Source organism: Streptomyces sp. NPDC051913, from assembly GCF_044593635.1.
In the GTDB taxonomy this organism is placed as follows: Bacteria; Actinomycetota; Actinomycetes; order Streptomycetales; family Streptomycetaceae; genus Streptomyces.
Window position 1 is genome coordinate 83448 of record NZ_JBIUCI010000023.1, and the last position, 23115, is coordinate 106562.

Genomic DNA, 23115 nt, shown 5'->3' on the forward strand with positions numbered 1-23115 from the left:
GCACTGAATCCTGGCCAGCCGATTTGCGGTTGACCTTTCGGGCATCGGAAAACCGGGTGTGGCGTGTGCCGCCGCCACGGCGACCACCCGCACGACGCCCAGCACTGCCGGGTACCCTCAGACACATCGTCAACGCGGCCCGACGGGCTTCCGTTCCACTCCGGTGGAGCTTCGAAGGACATGCCCCCACCCGCACGAGTCTCTTCGTGCTGCCTGGGGGAAGTCCTTGCTGTTCCGCGCGTCCGCGAAAACGGTCGCCGTCATGGCACTCGACGGTTCGCTGTTCCTGCACCTCACCGAGCAGTTCGTCCACATGCACGGCTACCGGCCCGGAGCCTCGGAGATGCGTTCCTGGGAACGCAGCATCCCGCTCCTGACCGCCGCGCTCAACGACGCAGGACTGGGCGACGTCGAGGTGATGCTCGAATACGCCCTACCGCTGAACAGCAAGCGCGCCGACGTCGTCCTCGCCGGCCTGCACCCGGCCACGCAGGAGCCGTCCTACGTCGTGGTGGAGCTGAAGCAGTGGAGCCAGGCGGCTCCGCACGAGGACGACCCCACCCTGTGCCACGTCGACGCCTATGCGCACCCCGTGCTCAACCCGATCGAGCAGGTGCGGCGGTACCGCGACTACCTGGTCAACTTCAACGGCGCCGTGGCCGATCACGGCGAGCGCATCCACGCAGTGGCCTTCCTGCACAACGCCACCGAGTTCGGGGTGGCCGGGCTGCGGGAGATCGAGGGCGACGGGCAGGGGCGGCTCTTCACGGCGGAGCGCCGCGGTGAATTCGTGGACTACCTTCGGTCGAAGCTGAGCGACAAGCACCCCGGTGCCCGTGCGGCGGACGAACTGCTCGCGGGCGCCACCGTTCCGTCGAAGCAGTTGATGTCCGTGGCAGCCCAGGAAGTGCGGGAGCGGCAGCAGTTCGTCCTCCTCGACGAGCAGCAGGTCGCCTACCGCTTGGTGCTCAACGCGGTGGAGCGGGCGAAGCGCGCCGATCACAAGGAAGTCGTCATTGTCACCGGCGGCCCTGGTACCGGGAAGAGCGTGATCGCGCTCCAACTGCTCGGCGAGTTCTACCGGAGGGGCGTGGCGGCGGTCCACGCGACCGGCTCGCAGTCGTTCACCAAGACGATGCGCAAGGTGGCAGGCTCCCGGAAGCGGGAAGTCCAGGATCTCTTCAAGTACTTCAACAGTTTCATGACCACGGAGAAGAACAGCCTGGGTGCTCTGATCTGTGACGAGGCGCACCGCATCCGGGAGACCTCCGCCAACCGTTACACCCGCGCGGCACTGCGGACCGGCAGGGCACAGATCGACGAACTCATCGACGTCGCCCACGTACCGGTCTTCTTCCTCGACGAGCACCAGGTGGTGCGTCCCGGTGAGATGGGTACCGTGGACGAGATCCGCGACGCCGCGTCCAGGCGGGGCATCGACTGCCATGTCGTCCCCCTGGACAGCCAGTTCCGTTGCGGAGGCAGCGATGCCTACTTGCGCTGGGTGGTCCGGCTCCTCGGCCTTGAGCCCGGAGGGCCGGTCGTGTGGGAGCCCGACGACCGCATGCAATTGCTGGTCGCCGACAGCCCAGAAGAACTCGAGGCATTCCTCGCCGCCCGCCGCGCCGAGAAATACGGTGCCCGAATGTCGGCGGGGTACTGCTGGCGGTGGTCCCCGGAGCCCAAGCCCGGTGATCCACTGCCTCCCGACGTCGTCATCGGGGGCTGGGCCCGGCCCTGGAACCTGCGCGGTGATCGGTCGGTCTCCGGCGCGCCTCCGTCCGCGCTGTGGGCCACCGACCCTGCGGGCTTCGGGCAGATCGGCTGTGTCTACACCGCGCAGGGATTCGAGTACGACTGGTCCGGCGTCATCATCGGACCGGATCTGGTCTGGCGGGGCGGCCGTTGGGTCACGGACCGCACCGCGTCCAAGGACCCGGTCTTCAAGAAGTCCACATCGGACACCGACGTGGACCGCCTCATCCGGAACACCTACAAGGTGCTGCTGACGCGTGGCATGGTCGGCACGATCGTCTACTCGACCGACCCGGAGACCCGGGAGAAGCTGCGGGAGCTGGTGTCCGGCCGACCGAAGCTACAGCCTGCCGCGAGTGAGGAGCGCCTTCTGAGGCAGTGAGCGCGTGATATTCGGCCATGATGTCCGTGCTTCCAGCCGACCGACGTGGCATATGCGTCGGGCCAGGACGTCCCTTCCCTAAGATCGCAGGCGTCATTGCGGCCCGACGGGCTTCCCCACGTGGACATGCCCCCATCCGCACGAGATTCACTCGTGCCCTGGGGGATCCACCTCGTGTCCATGCTCCTGCTGAAACTGGCAGCGCGGGATCTGCTGACCCTGAACTCAAGACGCCGTATGGTGCCCCACCTCGCCGCGAGATGGAAGCACTTCCTCCGCACCGACGCATCGTTGACCGAGCGTTCCGCCTGGGCAGAGAGCCTGGTGCACCTCGCCGAGGATCTGGTCGCCGCCGACCGTGGGAACGTCGAGATGGTCGTCGAGTGTGCGGCCACGCTCGACGAGGCCGAGCGCGCCGGCGACCCGCGGCTCATCGACGTAGTCCTCGTGGGTCATCATCCTGAAGAGAACGGGCTGTCCGTCCAACTCGTCGAGCTGAAGCGGTGGTCCACAGTGACCCGGGTGGAGCGAGCCACCGCGGAATTGGTCCATGTCCCCGGCATGGGAGAGAAGAGGCATCCCGCGCTACAACTGCGCGAGTACTACGAGGCGTTCACGAGCCACAGAGGTCCGCTGTACGGACTGGACTTCGAATGTGGTGGCTTCGCCTATCTGCACAACGCCACCGACGCTTCGGTGCTCCCGCTGATCGGCGTGGACGCGCCGACCGGTTCCTACGCTCGTGTCTACACGAACGACCGCCGCGCCCAACTGCGATCGGACCTGCGGAGCAGCTTCGCCGCCGACGGGGCCGACTCGGCGGCCGAGATCCTGCTACGGAGCATGGGCCTGCGTAACACTCCGCTGCTCGACGCCATGATCCGCTCCAACGGCGAGGACACGGTCTTCACCCTGCGCGGCCGTCAGAAGAAGGTTGCGGACGACATACTCGAGACTGCCGCCAAGGTGCTTCCCGATCCCCAGCGGCCCGCGCTCATCCCCGACGAGCGGCGGGTGGTGTTCCTCATCACGGGAGGCGCAGGTACGGGCAAGAGTGCCATCGGCCTCCAGCTCAAGGCCGAACTGGAGGCCGATGGCCACACGGTCAAGTACGCGAGCGGCAGCAGGGCCTTCAACGGCGCGCTCCAGGAGCATGTCGGCTACGGAGACCGGGAGTTCAAGGAGACCTTCACCTACTTCAGCAACTTCGTCACCCCGCCCGACCCGCCTCTGGACGTGCTCATCTGCGACGAGGCCCACCGCCTGCGCGCTCGTTCCACCAACCGCTTCTGGAAACCTGAGGACTGGGGCACCAAGCCTCAGGTGGACGAGCTCCTCGACGCCTCCCGGCTCACGGTGTTCTTCCTGGACGAGGGCCAGTCCGTGCGCCCGCAGGAGGTCGGCACCGCCGCTCTGGTGGAGGACGCGGCAAAGCGCTACGACGCCGTCCTGGTCCGCAACAGCCTGAGGGAGCAGTTCCGGTGTGGCGGCAGCGACGGCTACGTCCGCTGGGTGCGAGGCGCGCTGGGGGTGTCCGGCGCGGAGCCGGAGCTGTGGACCCCGGACGGACTCATGCACATCGAGGTCGTGGACAGTCCGGAGGAACTCGAGCGGATCATCCGTACCGAGGCCGGGGCGGGAGCGTCTGCGCGCATGGTCGCCGGATACTGCTGGCCCTGGACGAAACCCATGGGCAAGGAGAAGCGACTGGAGCCCGACGTCCGGATCGGTGACTGGCATCGGCCGTGGAACGCGGACAGCGAGTCCTTCTGCGAGAACAAGACCGTCCCGCCGTCCAAGATCTGGTCCGTGCACGAGAACGGCCTCGGCCAGATCGGCTGTGTGTACACCGCGCAGGGCCTGGAGTGGGACTGGTGCGGCGTGATCATGGGCGAGGACATGGTGCGCCGGGGCGACCGCTGGGTGTTCCGCCGGGGCAAGGACCGGGCGGACAAGGAAGCGGGCGTGAAGCGGGTCGCCGTTCCCGGATCGTTCGATCCCAAGGTGAAGCCGAAGAGTGTGGACGATGACGAGTTCGCCCGCCTCGTCCGGCATGCGTACCACGTGCTCATGACCCGGGCCAGCCGGGCGACCGTGCTCTACTCCACGGACGAGGAGACCCGGGACTACCTGAAGGGTCTCGTCGGCGATGTCCAGATCCATGGTCTGCGACCCACCTGGGAGAACCTGCCGGAGCAGGCGAGACAGCCACATCTGCCCCGTCCCGCCCGAGGACGGCGCCGCCGCAGGAAGCGTCAGAAGAAGGACAGCCCGCCCGGAGAGATGTTCCTCTTCTGAAGCGGCAGACCGGTAGGTGGAGTGGCGGGCTCCCGGGCCCGCCACCTGCCGGTCAGAAGACCAGGCGCGCTACCACGGTCACGGCCGTCACCAACAGATTGGCGATGACTCCCACCGTGACGTCGACCAGAATCTGACGAAACCGGTCACGACGTGCAGGCTTGTACTCAACGGGGTTCATCGGTTTCCACTCCTGAGCGTGAGCTGGGAATGGCAGGGATCGCCCTACCGGGCATCCGCAGTCACACCGTGTGTTGCACGCGGTGGAGACCACTCGTCGCTCATCGCCGAGAACCGGGACCTGGAACACCGCCGACGTACCCTCCGGGAAGGTGCGCAGCGAGTAACTAGCCTACTTCATACGTCAGTTGACTTGGATCGCAGGTGCGATCACAAGCGTTTCGACTTCTTCTGCGTCGTCTTCGCCATCCACGACTGACAAGCCCACCGGGCCAGCCCGCCGGCGGCAATGGCCACGAGAATGGCCCCCCAGTCGATGACATGCGGCAGTCCGGGCCAGAAGGCGAAGAACGCGAGTGCGCCGACCGTGCCTACGAGGAAGGCGGCGATGCCCGCTCGCTGCTGTCGGGGTTCCCGCTCCTGTTGCGGGTTCTCCGCTGGGTGCTGCTCGACCATGCAGGACTCACTTCGTGATGTGGTGGCACTGACTTACGCGGCGCACCCCGTTGACATGGAGATGAGCGCACGCCTTGCCATAACGAGGCAGCCTCTGCGGAGAGTTGTTTCGCATGGGGTCGATCTTGCATTCGCTGTGCGTCTTGCCGCGTGACGTGCGGTACGTACGGTTGTTGGTGTCGGCGTAGGTGAAGTCGATGCGCCAGTTGCAGAAGCCGCTGCTGAGTGCCGCGACGAAGCCGCAGTCGACGCCGGCGTTCTGGTAGGTGATCTTCTTGCCGCTGCCGCGGATGACGTGAGTGAACATGCAGCCCGTGGGGACCTTCATCGTCATACCACCCACGCTGTACTCGAAGGTACGTACGGGAGCGGAGCCGATCGCCGTGGCGTGCGCGGTCGTTGGTGCGGTGAGGGCGAGCGCCCCTACGGCGGCCAGAACCGCGGTGAGGCGGGAGAAGCGGTGCATGAACAACGTGGACCCTTCCGGTGCTGTCCTGATGAGTACCTCGGACAACCGAGTCCTGTGATTGGCGGTTGCATGATTTCGCTTAGTTCGCCGCTATTGAGTGATCAAGAGGTAAGTAGGCTGACCTGCGGAAACGTTCATGGAGGGCATTGCGAGCGTAGGACAGGAGTGTCACTCCCGCCCCACCACCGTCGCCCCCACCACCATCCCCACCGCAATAGCCGTAACGATCGTCACCAGCTTCAGCAGATCCTGGAAGCCCTCGATGACGTAGCCGCCCGCCAGGGTCGTCAGGCCTCGCATGCCCAGGGAGCCGACCGTGAGGGTGAAGAAGCCGGGGAGGAGCAGGACCAGGCGGGGTGGGCGGTGGGGGGAGCGGGCCAGGACGGTGGCCGTGGCTGACAGGGCCGCCGCTGCCACGAAGGTGCCGGCCGTTTCGCCGATCAGCTTCGTCGCCAGGGACTGGACCGCGACCGTCAGGTAGACGAGTGCGAGCAGGGGCCAGAAGAGGCGGTGCGGGACCGCGAACGCCAGGACCGTGCCCGCCGTGAAGACGATCCAGGACAGGAACAGGGCCCAGCGCGGGAGGTCGGAGTCCGCGGCGATGTCGAAGAGGGCCCGGGTGGAGGTCCCGGTCGCGTAGACGCCCAGGAGGACGCCGAGGTAGAGCTGGAGCAGTAGGAACACCGCGTTCACCAGGCGGATCGCGCCCGTCGTCATGCGGCCCGCCGCCAGCTCCGCCGTCGCTGCGCTCAAGTAGTCGCCGGGGACGAAGAAGAACAGCGCCGGGAGCATCAGCAGGACCGGGCCGCCGTGGCACGGGGTCCGTGCGAACACCTCGATCGTGACGATCGAGATCACCGTCGAGACGAGCAGGGGGAGGACGGCGGACAGACGTGGTCTGCGGTCTGCCGCCACCGCCAAGGCCGCCGCGATCGTGGCCAGGACCGCCGTGCTCGCCACCTCGTACCACGTCGGCTGCATCAGCGGTGCGAATCCCAGCGCGAACAGCACGATGCCGATCAGCTTCGCCCACCAGGGATACGGCGGGCGCGACTCCTCGATCCGCGTCAGGCGCAGCGCCGCCCCCGCCACGCCCATACGCCCCGAACCCACCTCCGCCAGCAACGGCTTCAGCGCCGTGACCTGGTCCAGGCGGAAGACCTCCGGTACGCCGCGCACCGTGACCGTCCGTGCGGAACCGTCCGCCGCGATCACCGTCAGCGTCGCCGCGTCGGGCACCAGGAGCAGCGACGCGTCACCGCCGAGCGCCCTGGCCGTCGCCGTCACCGTCTCCTCGATGCCCTCCGCGCCCTCGCCGCTGGTGTTCAGGAGGAGTCGGGTCAGTCGGGTGAGGAAGCCGGCGAGCTCGTCGAGGCCGGGGGCGCGGGCGGCGGCACGGGGCGACTCCACCACGGGCCTCCTCCGAACTCCGAACTCCGAACCGGGCCGCAGACAGTCCACAGACCGTCCGCAGACAGTCCACAGACCGTCCGCAGGCAGTCTCCTTCACCCTGCTGCCCCACCCACCGGAACGGCCAGGCGGGTGAGCCGTACGGGCGACCGGGCGAGCAGTGGGCCACCGTCGCCGCTCACTCCAACGGCCCAAGCCGTCATGCGCGGGCCGCGAAACGGAGCGAGGCTGGCACCGACCCGAACTGCCCAGCCCCGGGAGGGCTTCATGGCATCGATGGACGTCCCCGCCGACATGCCGAAGCGGGCGCAGACGGCTGAGGCGCCGCAGGCGGCGGTGCGTGCCACCCCGGCGCCCGTCCTGAGCTGGGTGACCCTGGCGCTGATGACCACCGCCTCGGTGGCCAGTCTGCGTGCCGCGCCGACGATGGCCGTGTACGGGCTCGCCTGTGTGTTTCTCTACCTCGTCCCCGCGGTGGTGTTCCTGCTGCCCACCGCGCTGGTGTCGGCGGAGCTCGCGTCGGGGTGGAGCGGCGGTGTCTATCGGTGGGTGAGCGAAGGGCTGAGCAAGCCGCTCGGGTTCCTCGCCGTGTGGTGCCAGTTCGCGATGACGATCTTCTACTACCCGAGCCTGCTGGCGTTCGTCGCCAGCACCATCGCGTACGTCATCGACCCCTCCCTCGCCTCCAACGGCCTCTACACCGCCATCGTCATCATGGTCCTGTACTGGACGGGCGTGTGGGTGTCCTCCCGGGGGACCAAGGCCCTTGCCGGGCTGTCCAGTTGGGGGCTGATCATCGGGACGCTCGTGCCCGGCACGATCCTCGTCGTGCTCGGCATCATCTTCCTCGGACAGGGCAATCCGTCCGCCGCGCCGATGACCGCCAGTCACCTGCTGCCGCAGTGGACCGGGCTCGCCAGCCTCGTGCTGATCGTCAACAACTTCCTCTCCTACTCCGGCATGGAGATGAACGCCGTCCATGTCTCGTCGCTGAAGGACCCGGCGAAGGAATACCCCAAGTCGATGTTCCTGGCCGTGGGGTTGGTGCTGCTCATCTTCATCCTCCCCGCGCTGGCCATCAGTTGGGTCGTGCCCGCCGACCAGACCAGTCTCACCGCCGGCGTGATGCAGGCCTTCAACGCCTTCTTCTCCTACTTCCACATCGGCTGGATGACCCCGATCGCCGCCGTGATGCTGGTGGCCGCCTCCCTCGGTGGCATGCTCACCTGGCTCGCCGGACCGTCCAAGGGTCTGCTGGAGATCTCCCGCAGCGAGGGCTATCTGCCGCCCTACCTGCAGAAGCTCAACAAGTTCGGCATCCAGCAGAACATCCTGGTCACCCAGGGCGTCGTCACCACCGTCATCGCCCTGATGTACGCGCTGATCCCGAACGTCTCCAGCGTCTACTGGATCTTCTCGACGATCACCACGCAGGTGTATCTCATCGTCTACCTGCTGATGTTCGCCGCCGCCATGCGGTTGAGGAAGAGCCAGCCCGACCATCCCCGCGGCTACCGCGTGCCCGCCCTGCGCCTGATCTGCACGGTCGGCCTGCTCTCCTCCCTCGCCGCGCTCGCGATCGGCTTCGTGCCGCCCTCGCAGTTCGGTGGCAGCAGTGTCCTGTCGTACGTCCTGTTCATCGGCGGCGGCCTGGTCATCCTCGGCCTGCTCATCCCGTACGCCTTCCTGAAGTTCCGCAAGCCCTCCTGGCGCACCCAGGAGGCCTCCGCGACCGAAGGGAGCGCGTCATGAGCCCCACCCGGTTCGCCTCCGAGCACAAGTGGATCTACGTCGGCGCGATCGTCGTCCTCGTCGCCCTCGCGATCATCGGCGTCATCCAGTACGAGAGCGTGAAGTCCACCAACGAGGCGGCGGAGAAGGCGAACAAGCTCGCCGACGCCGCCGAGGACGCCGGATACCCCCGCCCCGACACCGAGGTGATCGAACGGGCGCTGGGCACCGACGGCGGGATCGTCTGCGAGGACCCCGCGACCGCCCTGCGGTCCGCCCTGTGGAAGATCAACGTCTCCAACGGGGCCGCGTTCGTGGGCCAGCGGCCGGTCATCGGCGACACCAAGGCGCTGCGGGCCGAGGCCAAGATCCTGGAGATCTACTGCCCGGACAAGCTCGACAAGTTCAAGGACCGGCTCGACGACCTGAAGACCGACGACACGGTGAGGCGGGACGCATGACCATCACGGATCTGGCCGCGCGCATCGCCGCCCTGATGCCCCGCGCCCAGCAGGACCTCACCGACCTGGTCGCCATCCCCTCCGTCGCCGACCCCCGCCAGTACCCGCCCGAGGAGTGCCAGAAGGCCGCCCGGTGGGTCGCCGACGCCTTCGCCGAGGCCGGGCTGCGCGACGTCCATCTCGCCGAGACCCCCGACGGCAGCCACGCGGTCATCGGCCACCGCCCGCCCCCGCCCGGTGCCCCCACCGTGCTCCTCTACTGCCACTACGACGTCCAGCCCCCGCTCGACGACGACGCCTGGACCACCCCGCCGTTCACGCTCACCGAACGCGACGGCCGTTGGTACGGGCGCGGCACCGCCGACTGCAAGGGCAACATCGTCATGCACCTCACCGCGCTCCGGGCGCTCGGCGAGGACATCCCGGTGGGCCTGAAGTTCGTCGCGGAGGGCTCGGAGGAGCAGGGCACGGGCGGCCTGGAGGCGTACGTCGCCCAGCACCCGGAACAGTTCCTCGCCGACGCCCTGCTCGTGTGCGACACCGGTAACGCCGAGGTCGGCACCGGCACCGCCACCATCACCCTGCGCGGCCTCGCCAACCTCGTCGTCACCGTCGACACGCTCGAAGGGGAAGTCCACTCCGGCATGTTCGGCGGTCCCGCCCCCGACGCGCTGGCCGCCCTCATCCAGATGCTGGCCACCCTCCGCGAGCCGAAGACGGGCGCCACCCGTATCAACGGCCTCGACTGCGACGGAACTTGGGACGGCGTCGGCTACGACGAGGCACAGTTCCGCGCCGATGCCGGCGTCCTGGACGGCGTACAGCTCACCGGTACCGGCACGGTCGCCGACCGGCTCTGGGCCCGTCCGGCCGTCACCGTGCTCGGCATCGACTGCCCTCCGGTCGTCGGCTCCGCCGCAGCCGTGCCGCCCACCGCCCGCGCCCGCGTCAGCCTGCGCGTGCCGCCCGGCACCGACGCCGACGCCGCGCTCACGGCGCTCACCCGGCACCTCACCGACGCGGCCCCCTGGGGCGCCCGGGTGACGGTCGAGACGGAGGGCACCGGCTCCCCGTTCGAGGCCGCCACCGACGGCCCCGCCTACACGGCCCTCGGCAAGGCCATGCGGCAGGTCTACGGCAAGCCCCTCGCCTTCCTCGGCCAGGGCGGATCGATTCCGCTGTGCAACGTCCTCGCCACCACCTACCCCCGCGCCGAGATCGTCCTCATGGGCGTCGAGGAGCCCCGATGTCTCATCCACGCGCCCAACGAGAGCGTCGACCCGTCCGAGATCGAGCACATGGCGCACGTGGAGGCACTGTTCCTGCACGAGTACGCCGCCGCCCGGGAGCGATGACATGACCGACCCACAAGAGGATGAGCTGGCGCAACTACGTGCCCGTGTCGTGCAGTTGGAGGCCGAGCGGCGGCCCCGCAAGCACCGGCTGCGTTCGTTCTTCGCCGCCCTGCTGGTGATCATCGGCTGTGTGCTCGCCCCGCTGTCCGTCGTCGCCACGTGGACCGCCGACGTCATCGGCGACACCGACCGCTACGTCAAGACCGTCCAGCCGCTCGCCTCCGACACCGACATCCAGGAGGCGGCGGCCCGGCGCGTCACCGACGCGGTGATGACCCGCCTCGATCTGACCGCCCTGCTCTCCGACGTCGCCCCCACCGAACGCCCCCGCCTGGAAAAGGCGTTGGGCAAGCTCGGGGACTCGCTGGAAGGCGCCGTGCGCAGCTTCGTGCACGACAAGGCGCAGGCCGTCATGGCCTCGGACGCCTTCCAGACCATCTGGACCGAGGCCAACCGCCGCGTCCACAGCGCCGTCGACAAGGCGCTCACCGGCAACGGCGGCGGCGCGGTACACCTCGACGACGACACCGTCACCCTCGACCTCGCCCCGGTCGTCGAGCAGGTCAAACAGCGTCTGGTCGACTCGGGGATGACCGTCGCCGCCAAGATCCCCGAGGTGCACACCAGTTTCACCCTGGTCAAGTCCGAGGATCTCGGCCAGATCCGTACGTACTTCAGGCTGTTGCAGCTCGCCGGCACCTGGCTGCCCGTCGTCGCCGTCGTCCTGGCCGCCGCCGGGATCCTGCTCGCGGGCCGCCGCCGCAGGGCCCTGATCGCGGCGGCCCTGGGCTTCGCCGTCGCCACCGCGCTGCTCGGCATCGGACTCACCGTGGGGCGCGTGATCTACCTCGACGCCCTCCCCGCCGGGGTCTCGCAGCCCGCCGCCGGGTCCGTGTACGACACGCTGACCCGCTTCCTGCGCCGCGGCGTCCGGGTCGTGGTCGCCCTGGGCGTGGTGCTCGCGCTGGCGGCCTGGCTGACCGGGTCGGGCCGCCGGGCGACGTACCTTCGGCGGCTGTGGAGCTCGTGCATCCGGGCGCTGCGCGGCGTCGCCGACCGCGCGGGCCTGCGGACCGGCCCGGTCGGCCCGTTCGTCCGCCGGTACCGCACCTGGATCGTGTGGGTGCTGGTCGGCGCGGCCGTCCTCGCGTATCTGCTGTGGTCGTACCCGACGGGCTGGGTGGTCGTGGGGCTGGCGCTCGCGCTGCTGTTCGCGCTCGCGGTGGTGGAGTTCCTCGCCGTCACGCCGGACGAGGATCCGCCGGACGAGGACCGGGACCGGGACCCAGCGACCGTTCCCTGACCCGCGCCAGATGCCGGACGAAGACCTCACGGGTGTCCGGCGTCAGCGTGCGCAGGGCGATCAAGGCGGTGATCACGACGTCGCACAGCTCGCTCTCGACGTCCTCCCAGGTGTGGGAGGCGCCCTTGCGCGGGTTGCGGTTCATCGCGCCGATCACCGCCTCGGCCACCTCGCCGACCTCCTCCGACAGCTTCAACATCCGCAGGAGGAGGTTCTGTTGCCCGTCACCCGGGCTGTGCGAGTCGAGCCACGCCCACAAGTCCTCGATGCCCGACCAGATGTCGGGGTCCTGATCGCTCATGGGCGCAGCTTGGCACGGTGCGGTCAGTCCTTGCCGAGGAGCTTGTTCATCTCGCTGATCTCGGCGCTCTGGCCGGTGACGATGTCGTCGGCCATGGACGTGGCGGGCTCATAGGCGCCCTTCGACTTCTCCGTCCGCGCCATGTCGACGGCGCCCTCGTGGTGTTCGACCATCTGGGTCAGGAACAGGGTGTCGAAGTCCTTGCCGGACGCCTTCTTCAGCTTGGCCATGTCGGCGTCGTCCATCATGCCGGGCATACCGGAGTGGTCCATGCCGGACATCGAGCCCGTCGACTCCATGGCCTGCGGGACGTCCTCGCCCCATGCCTTCAGCCACCCGGACATGGTCTCGATCTCCGGGTCCTGCGCCTTCTCGATCCGCGCGGCGAGGTCCTTGACGTCCGCGGACGAGGCCCGGTCGGCGGCGAGTTCGGCCATCTCCAGGGCCTGCCGGTGGTGCGGGATCATGCCCTGCGCGAAGGAGACGTCCTGGGCGTTGTGGGCGGCGGTGGAGGCCGTGGAGGTGCTGGAGGCGGACGCGGACGTGCCGTGACCGCCCTCGTGAGCGCTGTCGTCGTCGTTCCCGCACGCGGTGAGGACGAGGGCTGCGGTGACGGTCGCCACGGCCAGAACGGCGGCGCGGCGTGTACGGATGGTGCTCATGCTGGAACTCCTGCTGAGGGAAAGGGATCTGGACTGCGGGCATGCCGAGGCGCACGACGTGCGCACGGCAGCCGTCTCTAGATCCGCAGGAGTTGGAGTTCCGCCAGGGTCGGGGGAGCGCGGGCCCCGTCCGGGTCCGCGACCGCCCACGCACGCGGTACGTCGTCCCGTACGACGCCGGCGACCGGGTCGGCCACGAGCGCGGGGAGCACCGGCCCCCCGTTCACCGCGGGCGCCGAACAGGTCGCGTCGGCATGCGTCACATGACCGGAGCCGCAGTGGCCCTCGCCACCGCAGTCGTCAAGGGTCACCGCCATCGAGAGGGCGTTGCTCATCGGGGAGGTGTGCGGGTGATCGCCCGGAAGGGCCGCGCCGGGTGCCAGGGCGTGCATCCCCAGGACGCCGGCCAGGACCGCCAGCACGAGCAGCGCCCGACACCGCCGCGAGGGCGGTCGCACGGGGTACTGCTCGGGGTGGTTCACGGGGCACAGCCTAGGGGCAGGCGCGGCGCCGGCTGTGACCGGCCCGCGAAGAACGCGGGCCGTCCAGGGGGAGTCACTCCCCGAACAACGCCTCCTGCTCATCGAACATCTCCGCGGCCTCGTCCTTCTTCGCGTCCCGTACCCGCCGGTTCCGCGCCCCCACGACGACCGCGGTCATCGCGGCGGTCGCCGCCAGTGCCGTGGGGACCATCCAACCGCGGTCGAACACGTGCCCGATCGCATGGTCGAGGGAGAGCCGCCCGGGTCCCGCGACGGCCAGGCCCGTGGCCGCCAGGCCGAGCGTCGCCGCGTACTCGAAGCCGCCCTCGGCGTTGAAGAAGCCGTTGGGGGCGTGCACGGCGGACGCGCCCGCCATCGCCCCGGCCGCCGCCGCACCCGCGGCCGGCGTCGCAAGGCCCAGCGCCAGCAGCGTTCCGCCACCGGCCTCGGCGAGGCCCGCCGCGGTCGCGCTGGCCTTGCCCGGCGCATAGCCCACGGACTCCATGAACTGGCCGGTCCCTTCGAGGCCGTGGCCGCCGAACCAGCCGAGCAGTTTCTGCGCGCCGTGCGCGGCCAGCACACCTCCGGTTCCCAACCGGAGCAGCAGCAGGCCTAGATCACGTCGGTCGTACGTCGTCACGATGGCTCCCGGAGCAGACGGCAACAACAACCCCTCCCGCGTTTCCACCGTCGCATCCCTGACACCTGCCCGGGTCGCCCAGGCCCGCCGTTCGGGTGGCGGGGCCCGGAGCGCGGTGTGAGTCTGACTGGCATGACGATTCAGACGTCCAAACTCAGCGACCCGGCCGTCCGTGCCTTCGTCGGTGCCGTCAACGCCCACGACCGCGACGGCTTCATGGCGCTCCTCACGCCCGGCGCGACCATGTCGGACGACGGTTCCGACCGCGACCTCTCCGACTGGATCGACCGGGAGATCTTCACCTCCCACGGTCACATGGAGGTCGACAACGAGTCCCGCGGCGGCCGTGACCTCATCGCCCGCTACAGCAACGACACCTGGGGCGAGATGCGTACGAGGTGGCACTTCGACGTCGAGGACGACGGCCGGATCTCCCGCTTCGAAACGGGCCAGGCGTAGCTGCTCGCGATGAGCGGCTACGCCTGTTCTCAGGGGCGCGGGACTGTCTAGTACTGCGCGTAGGACTGTTGCTGCCGCTGCTCGGTCAGCGTGATCTGCCCCGCCTTGATCGTCGCCAGCCGCGGCGCCCGCCGGGCGATCGACGAGTCATGGGTGACCATGATGAACGTCAGCCCGTACTCGTGCCACAGGCCCTCCAGCAGGCCCATGATGTCGTCGCGCGTGCCCTCGTCGAGGTTTCCGGTCGGCTCGTCGGCGAGCAGGACCTTCGGCTTCTTCACCAGTGCGCGGGCGATGGCGACCCGCTGCTGCTGGCCACCCGACAGCTCGGACGGCGCGTGGCCGAGACGTTCGCCGAGGCCCACGGACCGCAGCGCCTCCGCCGCCCGCTCACGCCGCTCGGACGGCTTGACGCCCAGCGGGACGAGGGCCGTCTCGACGTTCTCCTGGGCGGTCAGCGTCGGGATGAGGTTGAAGGACTGGAAGATGATGCCGATCTTCTCGGCCCGCAGCCGCGTCAGCTTCGCCTCGCTGATCCGTGCGAGGTCGACACCGTCCAGCTCCACGCTGCCCTCGGTCGGCCGGTCCAGGCCGCCGATCATCTGCAGCAGCGTCGACTTGCCGCCACCCGTGGGGCCCTGGATGACGAGCTGGTCGCCGTCCTCGATGGTGAGGTCGATGCCGCGCAGCGCCTCCACCGTCTCCTTGCCGCGCGTGTAGCGCTTGGTGACGCCGGTCAGTCTGTACATGGGGTGCTCCAGAAGTAAGGGGGACGGGGCGCCGCGACCCGGGGGGAACGGACGCGGCGCCCCAGCTCATGAGGGGTCAGGAGACGCTGCGCAGCGCGTCGGCCGGCCGCATCCGGGAGGCGCGCCAGCCGCCCATGGCGCCGGCGATCAGACCGCCGGTCACCGCGAGGCCGACCGCGAGCGCGATGGTGGTCAGCGAGACGGGCGCGGAGAGGGCGATCTCCATGGTGTTCTGCGAAGACTGCTGGCCGGGACCGCCACCGCCGGGGCCGCCGCCCATGCCGCCGCCGCCGGTGCTGCCGAGCTGAGCGGTCAGCTTCGGGCTGATCGCGGTCACCGCGTAGGCCGCCGCGAGGCCCAGGCCGATGCCGAGGGCGCCGCCGAGGAGGCCGTTGACCATCGACTCGCCGACGACCTGCCGGGTCACCCGGCGGCTCGGCCAGCCGAGGGCCTTCAGGGTGCCGAACTCACGCACCCGACGGGACACGGCGGAGGAGGTGAGCAGCGCGGCGACCAGGAAGGCCGCGACGAGCACCGCGATCGACAGCCACTTGCCGACGCTGGTGGCCAGGTTGGAGGCGGTGGACAGGGAGCCGGAGACGGTGTCGGCGAGGTCGGCGGAGGTCGTCACCGTGGTACCCGAGATGTTCTTCTGGATGGTCGCCTTGACGGTGTCGATCTGCTTCGAGTCGGTCGCCTTGACGTAGATCGTGGTGACCTGGTTCTTGGCGTCGGCAAGCGTCTGGGCCTGCTTCAGCGGCAGGTAGACGTCGGTGGTGGACTCGCTGCTGGAGGCCGTGGCGATGCCGATGATCGTGTACTTGGTGCCGGAGATCTTCAGGGTCTTGCCGACCTTGTACTTGTTCTCCTTGGCGTACGACTTGCTGAGCACCACGACCTTCGCGTTGGTCTGCGCGGCCGTGAAGGTCTTGCCGGAGGTGATCTCCATGCCGGCCAGCGGGCCGAGGGTCTGGTCGGTGACGTCGACGCCGGCGACCGAGTAGGAGTTCACGTCGAACGAGGCGCCGCCGCCCTGCACCTGGGGCGCCGCCGTGCTGTTGCCGCCGCTGCCGCCACCGGGGCCGCCCTGGCCCTGGGACTGGCTGCTGCTGCCGGTCGTGGACTGGGCCTTGCCCTGGGTGAAGGAGCCGTCGACCTTGGTGACGTTCAGGGTGATCGCGCCGACGGCGTTCGCGACGCCGTCCTGCTTCGCGACCTTCGCGACCAGCGCGGCCTTGAGGGCCTGGCCGCCCTGGGTCATGACCCGGTCCGAACTCTGCGTCTCGTCGCTGTCGTTGGACTTGGCGTCGAACTCGAAGTTCGGTCTGCCGGAGCTGTTGCCGGTCGGCGCCGACCGGGCCTTGGTGACGGTCATGTCGGTGCCGAGGCCGTACAGCGACTTCAGGACCTTGTCCTGAGCCTGAGTCATACCGGCCGACACCGAGTTGACGGTGATGACCAGCGCGATACCGAGCGCCAGACCCAGTGCGATGACCAGAGCCGCCTTCTTGCGCCGGCCCAGCTCGCGCTTGAGATAGATGCCAAACATCCCGTTCCTCGAGGTTCGTGGCGCCCGCATGTGGGCGCGGCCTCAAGTTAGGGACGAAATGTTGAGCAGCCGTGAGTAAGGGATGTGCGGGACCTGAGAGGCGATGTGCGTGAGCTGAGAATCCGCGGACCGTCCCGAACTGCACGGCAGCCGTTCCACCCGCCGGTGTGCACTCCGCGGTCCCACGCGGAGCCCACCCCCAACCGGCGTGGTGGAACGGCTGCCGTCTCCCCCCTCGGTTTTGGACCGGAAGCTCACTGCTCCAACTGTGAAGCTCTTGTGGAGATGAGTTGAGCATAGGTCCGTCACCGGCCGCAATGGAGCGGAGTGAACTATTCCGTTTGTGCATGTTGTGAAGCCGACAGTGGGGCCCGTCGGGCTCAGCCGCGCCCCACGTACGGCATCGCCGTCGCCAGCACCGTCGCGAACTGCACGTTCGCCGCGAGCGGCAGCTCCGCCATGTGCCGCACCGTGCGCGCCACGTCGGCGACGTCCATCACCGGCTCCGGCGCGACCTCCCCGTTGGCCTGCAACGCACCCGTCTGCATCCGCGCGGTCATGTCGGTGGCCGCGTTGCCGATGTCGATCTGCCCGACCGCGATGCCGTACGGCCGCCCGTCCAGGGACAGGGACTTGGTGAGGCCGGTCAGGGCGTGCTTGGTCGCCGTGTAGGCCACGGAGTGCGGGCGCGGGGTGTGGGCGGAGATGGACCCGTTGTTGATGATCCGGCCGCCCTGCGGGTCCTGCTCCTTCATCTGCCGGTACGCCGCCTGCGCGCACAGGAACGCCCCGTTGAGGTTGGTGTCCACCACGTGCCGCCAGGCGTCGTACGGCAGTTCCTCCACCGGCACCCCACCGGGCCCGAACGTCCCCGCGTTGTTGAACAGCAGATCCACCCGCCCGAACCGGTCCACGGTCGCGGCGAACAGTGCGGCCACGTCGTCCGGCTGGGCCACATCGGTGCGTACGACGAGAGCGGCGCCCTCGGGGGCGAGTGCCGCCGTCTCCTGAAGCGTCTCGGTCCGCCGTCCCGCCAGCGCCACCGACCAGCCCGTACGCAGCAGTTCCACGGCGACGGCGCGGCCGATCCCGGAGCCCGCTCCGGTCACCACGGCGATCCTCACGTTTTTGGTGTCCATGAGCGCGCAGCGTAGGTGAGCCTCCGCGATACGGAAGCCACTGTCCGCCATCCGGGTGCTGCCACCCCCGTGACCGTGTGTCGGCGCCGGGCCCGCGCCTTTCCCTTCCCTCAACTGTGACGGGAGGAATGAATGACCATCACACCGGGCCGACCGGCCGGGCGCAGCCGTGAACTGCGCGCCGCCGCCCGCCACATCGGCCGCCGCCGCTTCCTGGGCCTGACCACCGCGGCCGCCGCCCTCGCCTTCGCCATGGACCTGCCGGCGACCGGGACCGCGGCCGCCGCCGAACTCAAGGCGAAACGCATCACCGACTACCCCTTCACGCTCGGCGTCGCCTCCGGGGACCCGCTGCCCGGCTCGGTCGTCCTGTGGACCCGGCTGGCGCCCGCCCCCTTCCAGCCCGACAGCGGACTGCCGGCCGAGCGCGTCGACGTCGACTGGGAGATCGCCGAGGACGAGTCGTTCGCGACGGTCGCCGCCAGGGGCACGGCCGTCGCGCACCCGGAGTTCCACCACAGCGTGCACGTCGAGGCCGAGGGCCTGGTACCCGGCCGCGTCCACTACTACCGCTTCCGGGTCGGCGACTGGCTCAGCGAGACCGGCCGCACCCGCACCGCGCCCGGCGCCGACAGCCCGGTGTCCGCCATGACCCTGGCCGCCGTCTCCTGCCAGGCCTACTACGACGGCTACTTCACGGCCTACCGCCACCTCGCCGAGGACGACGTCGACCTGGTCCTCCACCTCGGCGACTACCTCTACGAGTACGCCGTCGACCCGGCGGGCGGCGCCCGCGACTACACCGACCGGTCGCTTCCTGCCCTCTTCGACCACGAGGCCGAGACGCTGGAGGACTACCGGCTGCGTTACGCCCTCTACAAGAGCGACGCGGATCTGCGGGCCGCCCACGCCAGGCACCCCTTCGTGGTCACCTTCGACGACCACGAGACCGAGAACAACTACGCCGGTCCCTTCCCCGAGAACGACGTCCCCCCGGAGCAGTTCCTGCTGCGCCGCGCCGCCGCCTACCGCGCCTACTGGGAGAACCAGCCGCTGCGCCTCGCGCAGCTGCCCGTCGGCCCCGACATGCAGCTCTACCGACGGCTCCAGTGGGGCCCGCTGGCCCAGTTCGACGTCCTCGACACCCGCCAGTACCGCTCCGACCAGGCCTACGGCGGCGCCAAGCACGTCCCCGGCCCGGAGTCGGAGGACCCCTCCCGGACGATGACCGGCGAGGCCCAGGAACGCTGGCTCCTGGACGGCTGGAGCACCTCGCGGGCCCTGTGGAACGTGGTGCCCCAGCAGGTCTGCTTCGCGCAGCGCCGACTGGACCTCAACCCCGTGGCCGCGGTCTCCATGGACGCCTGGGACGGCTACCCGGCCGCCCGCCGCCGCATCATCGACGGCGCCGAGGCGGCCGGGATCGAGAACCTGATGGTGCTCACCGGCGACCTCCACCGGGGGTACGCCTTCGACATCAAGGACGACTTCGACGACCCGTTCTCCCGCACCCTCGGCACCGAAGTCGTCGCCACATCGGTCACCAGCGGCAAGGACGGCGAGGAGAAACCCTCGAACTGGACCACCTACACGGCCGCCAACCCGCACCTGAAGTTCTACGACGGCCGGCGCGGCTACACGACCGTCACCCTCGACGGGGCCGGCGCCCGCGCCGACTTCAAGGCTCTGCCGTACGTCACCACCCCCGGGGCGCCGATCGTCACGGCCACCTCTCTCGTGACGGAGGTGGGGAACCACGGGTTCACGCCGGCGTGACGGCCTCCCCGGCGACCTCTCCCGGGTAGCGCACCCCGATCCGCTCCCGCACCGCGTCCATCGTCCGCATCACGGCCAGCGTGCCGTCGAGCGGGACCAGCGGGGACTCGGTCTCGCCGGCCCGCAGGGCCCGCATGACCTCGACGGCCTCGTGCTTGAGGCTGTTGCGGGGACCGGCCGCCGCGTCCGCCTTGAACTCCTCGGGGTCACGACCGTCCCGGTGCAGCACGAAATGGTCCGGGAAGAAGAAGCCGTACGGCACGTCGATACGGCCCTCGCTGCCGGTGACCGACGCCGAGGTCGCCGTACCGCCGATGATGGAGCAGTGCACCGAAGCGAGAGCGCCGCTCTCGTACGAGAGCAGTGCACCCGTCTGGAGATCGACGCCCTCGTCGGAGAGCACCGCTCTCGCTGCCACGTCCGAGGGCTCCCCGAGCAGCAGCTGAGCGAACGACACCGGGTACACCCCGAGGTCGAGGAGCGAGCCGCCGCCCTGTGCGGGGTCGCGCAGCCGGTGCGAGGGCGGAAAGGGGCCCGCCAGGCCGAAGTCGGCCTGCACACTGCGCACCTCACCGATCGCGCCGTCGTCCACCAGCGCCTTCAACTGCCGCACCAGCGGGTTGCAGTACATCCACATGGCCTCCATGAGGAAGCTCCCGCGGTCCCTGGCCAGCGCGACCAGTTCCGCCGCCTCGCGCGCGTTCAGCGTGAACGCCTTCTCGCACAGCACGTTCCGCCCGGCCTCCAGACACAGACCGGCGGCGGCCCGGTGCGCCGAGTGCGGAGTGGCGACGTACACGACATCGATGTCCGCGTCCTCGGCCAGCGCACCCCACTCGCCGTACGCCCGCTCGATCCCGAACCGGTCCGCGAACGCCTTCGCCGACTCCTCGCTGCGCGAGGCCACCGCCACGACCTCCGCGTCCGGCAGGTCCACCAGGTCCGCCGTGAACGCCGCCGCGATCCCGCCCGTCGCCAGAATGCCCCAGCGCACGTTTCTCTCCGTCATTCCGCTGCCCGCCCCTGCTCGCGCTCGTCCGCGTGACCCTTGCCACTGTGTACGAACTGAGAGCATAGGTGGCGGACCACGCGGGTCACCGGGAGAGGGAGGGGCGCATGCCCGAGCGCGGGGCATCGACATCGGATCTCAACGAGGCGGCCGTACCGGAGACGGAGACGGCCGCCCCTGCTGTGCGCCGCACCAGCCTGCTCGTCACCTTCGTCCTCGGCGGTCTGACCGCCACGCCCCCGCTGGCGATGGACATGTACCTGCCCTCGCTGCCCGAGGTCACGGAGTCCCTGCACGCCCCCGCGGCGACCGTCCAGCTCACCCTCACCGCCTGCCTCGCCGGCATGGCCCTCGGACAGCTGGTGGTCGGCCCGATGAGCGACCGCTGGGGCCGCCGCCGCCCGCTCCTCGCCGGCCTGGTCGTGTACGTCCTCGCCACCGCCCTGTGCGCCCTCGCCCCGAACGTCGAGACACTGGTCGCCTTCCGGCTGACCCAGGGCCTCGCGGGCGCGGCCGGGATCGTCATCGCCCGGGCCGTCGTGCGCGACCTCTACGACGGTGACGCCATGGCCCGCTTCTTCTCCACCCTCATGCTGATCGGCGGGGTCGCCCCGATCGTGGCGCCGGTCATCGGCGGCCAGATCCTGCGCGTGACCGACTGGCGGGGCGTGTTCGTCGTCCTGACGGTCATCGGACTGCTGCTCGCCGGGCTGGTCTGGGCGCGGCTCCCGGAGACGCTCCCCGTGGAGGCGCGGCACGTCGGCGGCGTCGGCGAGGCCCTGCGTTCGATGCGGGCGCTCCTCGCCGACCTGCCCTTCGCCGGTTACATGCTCACCGGCGGCTTCGCCTTCGCCGCGCTGTTCGCCTACATATCGGCCTCGCCGTTCGTGATCCAGGAGATCTACGGCGCCTCCCCGCAGACCTTCAGCCTGCTCTTCGGCGTCAACTCCGTCGGCCTGGTGGCCGTGGGCCAGATCAACGGCAAGCTGCTGGTCGGCCGGGTCAGCCTGGAGAAGGTGCTCGGCGTCGGCCTCGCGATCGTCACGGTCGCGGCGGCGGCACTGCTGCTGATGTCCCTCGGCGCCTTCGGCGAGGTGGGCCTGGCCCCGGTGGCGGCGGCCCTCTTCGTCCTGATGTCGGCCATGGGCCTGGCCCTGCCCAACGCCCAGTCGCTGGCCCTGCTGCGCACCAAGCGCGCCGCGGGCTCCGCGTCCGCCCTGCTCGGCACGTCCTCCTTCCTCGTCGGGGCGGTCGCCTCGCCGCTGGTCGGGGTGGCCGGGGAGGACACGGCCGTTCCGATGGCGGTCGTCCAGTTGTCGGCTTCACTGGTAGCGCTTACCTGTTTCATGGGAATGTGCCGTCCTTGGAACAGACGTGCGAGTGTGGAGGGAGCGGAGAGCTGAGCGCGCCGAAACTGCGCAGCGACACACCGGAGCGGGCCGGACTGGACCCCGAGGAACTGCGGCTCCTCGTCCAGGACGTCCACGCACTCACCACCGGCGAACGCCCCTGGGCGGCGGGCGCGGTCGTGGTGGCCGGCCGGGGTCCGGTCGTCGCCGTGGAGGAGGCGACGGGCTGGGCGGTCCGGTACGCGTCCTACGACCCGAGGACGGACACGGGCGTGGAGCTGCCGCGCAGGACCCGCGTCCCGATGACCACGGACACCCCCTTCGACCTCGCCTCCCTCACCAAGCTGTTCACGGCGGTCGCCGCGATCCAGCAGATCGAACGCGGCACGCTCGGCATCGACGCCAGGGTCGGCGCGTACCTCCCCGACTTCCGGGCGGCGGCCGAACACGACATCACCGTCCGCCAGCTGCTCACCCACACCTCGGGCCTGCGCCCCGAACTCCCGCTGTACGAGCACCCGGACGACCCGGCACGCCTGAGGGCACTCCAGCGGGAACGCCCGATCGGGGTGCCGGGCACGTACTGCTACTCCGACCTCAACCTCCTGCTGCTGCACCACGTCCTCGAACGCATCACGGGCCGCGCCCTGGACGTGCTGATCCACGAGGGCATCACCCGCCCCCTCGGCATGACGTCCACCGCGTTCGGCCCCTGCCCCGGAGCGGCGGCCACGGAGGACCAGCGCCGGCCGTGGGCCAAGGCGGACCGGGGGATGCTGCGGGGCGTCGTCCACGACGAGAACGCCTGGGCCCTGGGCGGCGTCGCCGGCCACGCGGGCCTCTTCTCCACGGCCCGCGACCTCGCGGTGTTCTGCCGCACGATCCTGGCCGGCGGCTCCTACGGCCCCGCCCGCATCCTGGGCCCCGACTTCGTGGAGCTGCTGCTGACCCCACCGGGCCTCGGCTTCGCCCTGGACCAGCCGTGGTTCATGGGCGAACTGTCGGGCCGGGGCGCCGCGGGCCACACCGGCTTCACGGGCACGTCCCTGGTCCTGGACCGGGCCACGGACACGTTCCTGGTCCTCCTGGCGAACACGGTCCACCCCAGACGCCGCCCGGCGGTGAACGGGCCGAGGGCGAACGCGGCGACGCGGGTGGCACGGGCGGTCAGGGAGAAGTGAGCGCGCCGGCGGGCAGGT

22 protein-coding genes are annotated in these 23115 nt (G+C 69.9%); 10 read left to right on the forward strand and 12 right to left on the reverse strand.

Annotation, left to right across the window (positions count from 1 at the left end):
• Positions 1-226: 226 nt before the first annotated feature.
• Together ACIHIX_RS42240 and ACIHIX_RS42245 are read left to right on the forward strand one after the other, a co-directional pair.
• The gene (locus ACIHIX_RS42240; RefSeq protein ID WP_399965882.1) at positions 227-2137 is read left to right on the forward strand and encodes a DNA/RNA helicase domain-containing protein; all 1911 of its coding nucleotides are present in this window, start codon (positions 227-229) and stop codon (positions 2135-2137) included.
• Positions 2138-2317: 180 nt separating this feature from the next.
• Positions 2318-4435, forward strand: coding sequence for a DNA/RNA helicase domain-containing protein (locus tag ACIHIX_RS42245; RefSeq protein ID WP_399965937.1), 2118 nt, complete (start codon positions 2318-2320; stop codon positions 4433-4435).
• Between the two features lie 52 nt (positions 4436-4487).
• Here ACIHIX_RS42245 and ACIHIX_RS42250 read toward each other — a convergent pair whose 3' ends face one another.
• The 4 genes from ACIHIX_RS42250 to ACIHIX_RS42265 form a co-directional block, all read right to left on the reverse strand.
• Positions 4488-4616, reverse strand: a complete 129-nt coding sequence (locus tag ACIHIX_RS42250; protein ID WP_399965883.1) for a DUF6408 family protein — start codon at positions 4614-4616, stop codon at positions 4488-4490.
• A gap of 209 nt (positions 4617-4825) precedes the next feature.
• On the reverse strand, positions 4826-5071 hold the full coding sequence (locus ACIHIX_RS42255; protein ID WP_399965884.1) for a hypothetical protein: 246 nt from the start codon (positions 5069-5071) through the stop codon (positions 4826-4828).
• A 7-nt stretch (positions 5072-5078) separates the two neighbouring features.
• A complete protein-coding gene (locus tag ACIHIX_RS42260; protein WP_399965886.1) occupies positions 5079-5537 on the reverse strand; it encodes a hypothetical protein in 459 nt (152 codons plus the stop codon).
• Positions 5538-5708: 171 nt separating this feature from the next.
• Entirely contained in the window at positions 5709-6950 is a 1242-nt protein-coding gene (locus ACIHIX_RS42265) for a threonine/serine exporter family protein (RefSeq protein ID WP_399965887.1), read from the reverse strand.
• 268 nt (positions 6951-7218) lie between these two features.
• Between ACIHIX_RS42265 and ACIHIX_RS42270 the strand changes: the two genes are divergently transcribed.
• Genes ACIHIX_RS42270 through ACIHIX_RS42285 form a run of 4 tightly spaced genes read left to right on the forward strand, consistent with a single transcriptional unit; the run spans position 7219 to position 11801 of the window.
• Positions 7219-8703 (forward strand): APC family permease, encoded by a 1485-nt coding sequence (locus tag ACIHIX_RS42270; RefSeq protein ID WP_399965889.1) that lies wholly within the window; start codon positions 7219-7221, stop codon positions 8701-8703.
• Positions 8700-9143 (forward strand): hypothetical protein, encoded by a 444-nt coding sequence (locus ACIHIX_RS42275; protein WP_399965891.1) that lies wholly within the window; start codon positions 8700-8702, stop codon positions 9141-9143. The genes ACIHIX_RS42270 and ACIHIX_RS42275 overlap by 4 nt, the downstream gene beginning before the upstream one ends.
• A complete protein-coding gene (locus ACIHIX_RS42280; protein ID WP_399965892.1) occupies positions 9140-10498 on the forward strand; it encodes a dipeptidase in 1359 nt (452 codons plus the stop codon). The genes ACIHIX_RS42275 and ACIHIX_RS42280 overlap by 4 nt, the downstream gene beginning before the upstream one ends.
• Before the next feature lies 1 nt (position 10499).
• Positions 10500-11801, forward strand: a complete 1302-nt coding sequence (locus tag ACIHIX_RS42285; RefSeq protein WP_399965893.1) for a hypothetical protein — start codon at positions 10500-10502, stop codon at positions 11799-11801.
• Here the strand turns inward: ACIHIX_RS42285 and ACIHIX_RS42290 are convergent.
• The 4 genes from ACIHIX_RS42290 to ACIHIX_RS42305 all read right to left on the reverse strand — a co-directional run bounded on the left by ACIHIX_RS42290 (position 11740) and on the right by ACIHIX_RS42305 (position 13886).
• Complete coding sequence (locus tag ACIHIX_RS42290) at positions 11740-12102, reverse strand: MazG-like family protein (RefSeq protein ID WP_399965894.1); 363 nt, start codon at positions 12100-12102, stop codon at positions 11740-11742. The genes ACIHIX_RS42285 and ACIHIX_RS42290 overlap by 62 nt on opposite strands.
• Before the next feature lie 23 nt (positions 12103-12125).
• Entirely contained in the window at positions 12126-12764 is a 639-nt protein-coding gene (locus ACIHIX_RS42295; RefSeq protein WP_399965895.1) for a DUF305 domain-containing protein, read from the reverse strand.
• Between the two features lie 77 nt (positions 12765-12841).
• Positions 12842-13246: a DUF6153 family protein gene (locus ACIHIX_RS42300; protein WP_399965896.1), complete on the reverse strand. Its 405-nt coding sequence runs from the start codon at positions 13244-13246 to the stop codon at positions 12842-12844.
• Between the two features lie 73 nt (positions 13247-13319).
• Positions 13320-13886 carry a DoxX family protein gene (locus tag ACIHIX_RS42305; protein ID WP_399965897.1) on the reverse strand — a complete coding sequence of 189 codons (567 nt, stop codon included), beginning with the start codon at positions 13884-13886 and terminating at the stop codon, positions 13320-13322.
• Between the two features lie 132 nt (positions 13887-14018).
• Here ACIHIX_RS42305 and ACIHIX_RS42310 point away from each other — a divergent pair, with 132 nt between their 5' ends.
• Entirely contained in the window at positions 14019-14345 is a 327-nt protein-coding gene (locus ACIHIX_RS42310) for a nuclear transport factor 2 family protein (protein WP_399965898.1), read from the forward strand.
• Between the two features lie 47 nt (positions 14346-14392).
• On the opposite strand, the gene ACIHIX_RS42315 is transcribed toward ACIHIX_RS42310, so the two are convergent.
• The 3 genes from ACIHIX_RS42315 to ACIHIX_RS42325 form a co-directional block, all read right to left on the reverse strand.
• Entirely contained in the window at positions 14393-15094 is a 702-nt protein-coding gene (locus ACIHIX_RS42315; protein ID WP_399965899.1) for an ABC transporter ATP-binding protein, read from the reverse strand.
• Positions 15095-15170: 76 nt separating this feature from the next.
• Positions 15171-16643, reverse strand: coding sequence for an ABC transporter permease (locus tag ACIHIX_RS42320; protein WP_399965900.1), 1473 nt, complete (start codon positions 16641-16643; stop codon positions 15171-15173).
• 380 nt (positions 16644-17023) lie between these two features.
• Positions 17024-17782: an SDR family oxidoreductase gene (locus ACIHIX_RS42325; protein WP_399965901.1), complete on the reverse strand. Its 759-nt coding sequence runs from the start codon at positions 17780-17782 to the stop codon at positions 17024-17026.
• Positions 17783-17914: 132 nt separating this feature from the next.
• Here ACIHIX_RS42325 and ACIHIX_RS42330 point away from each other — a divergent pair, with 132 nt between their 5' ends.
• A complete protein-coding gene (locus ACIHIX_RS42330; protein ID WP_399965902.1) occupies positions 17915-19558 on the forward strand; it encodes an alkaline phosphatase D family protein in 1644 nt (547 codons plus the stop codon).
• Here ACIHIX_RS42330 and ACIHIX_RS42335 read toward each other — a convergent pair.
• Positions 19545-20567: a Gfo/Idh/MocA family protein gene (locus ACIHIX_RS42335; RefSeq protein ID WP_399965903.1), complete on the reverse strand. Its 1023-nt coding sequence runs from the start codon at positions 20565-20567 to the stop codon at positions 19545-19547. The two genes, ACIHIX_RS42330 and ACIHIX_RS42335, sit on opposite strands and share 14 nt — an antisense overlap.
• A gap of 107 nt (positions 20568-20674) precedes the next feature.
• Here ACIHIX_RS42335 and ACIHIX_RS42340 point away from each other — a divergent pair, with 107 nt between their 5' ends.
• Positions 20675-21970: a multidrug effflux MFS transporter gene (locus tag ACIHIX_RS42340; RefSeq protein ID WP_399965904.1), complete on the forward strand. Its 1296-nt coding sequence runs from the start codon at positions 20675-20677 to the stop codon at positions 21968-21970.
• A complete protein-coding gene (locus ACIHIX_RS42345) occupies positions 21922-23097 on the forward strand; it encodes a serine hydrolase domain-containing protein (protein ID WP_399965905.1) in 1176 nt (391 codons plus the stop codon). The genes ACIHIX_RS42340 and ACIHIX_RS42345 overlap by 49 nt, the downstream gene beginning before the upstream one ends.
• Positions 23098-23115 lie beyond the last annotated feature (18 nt).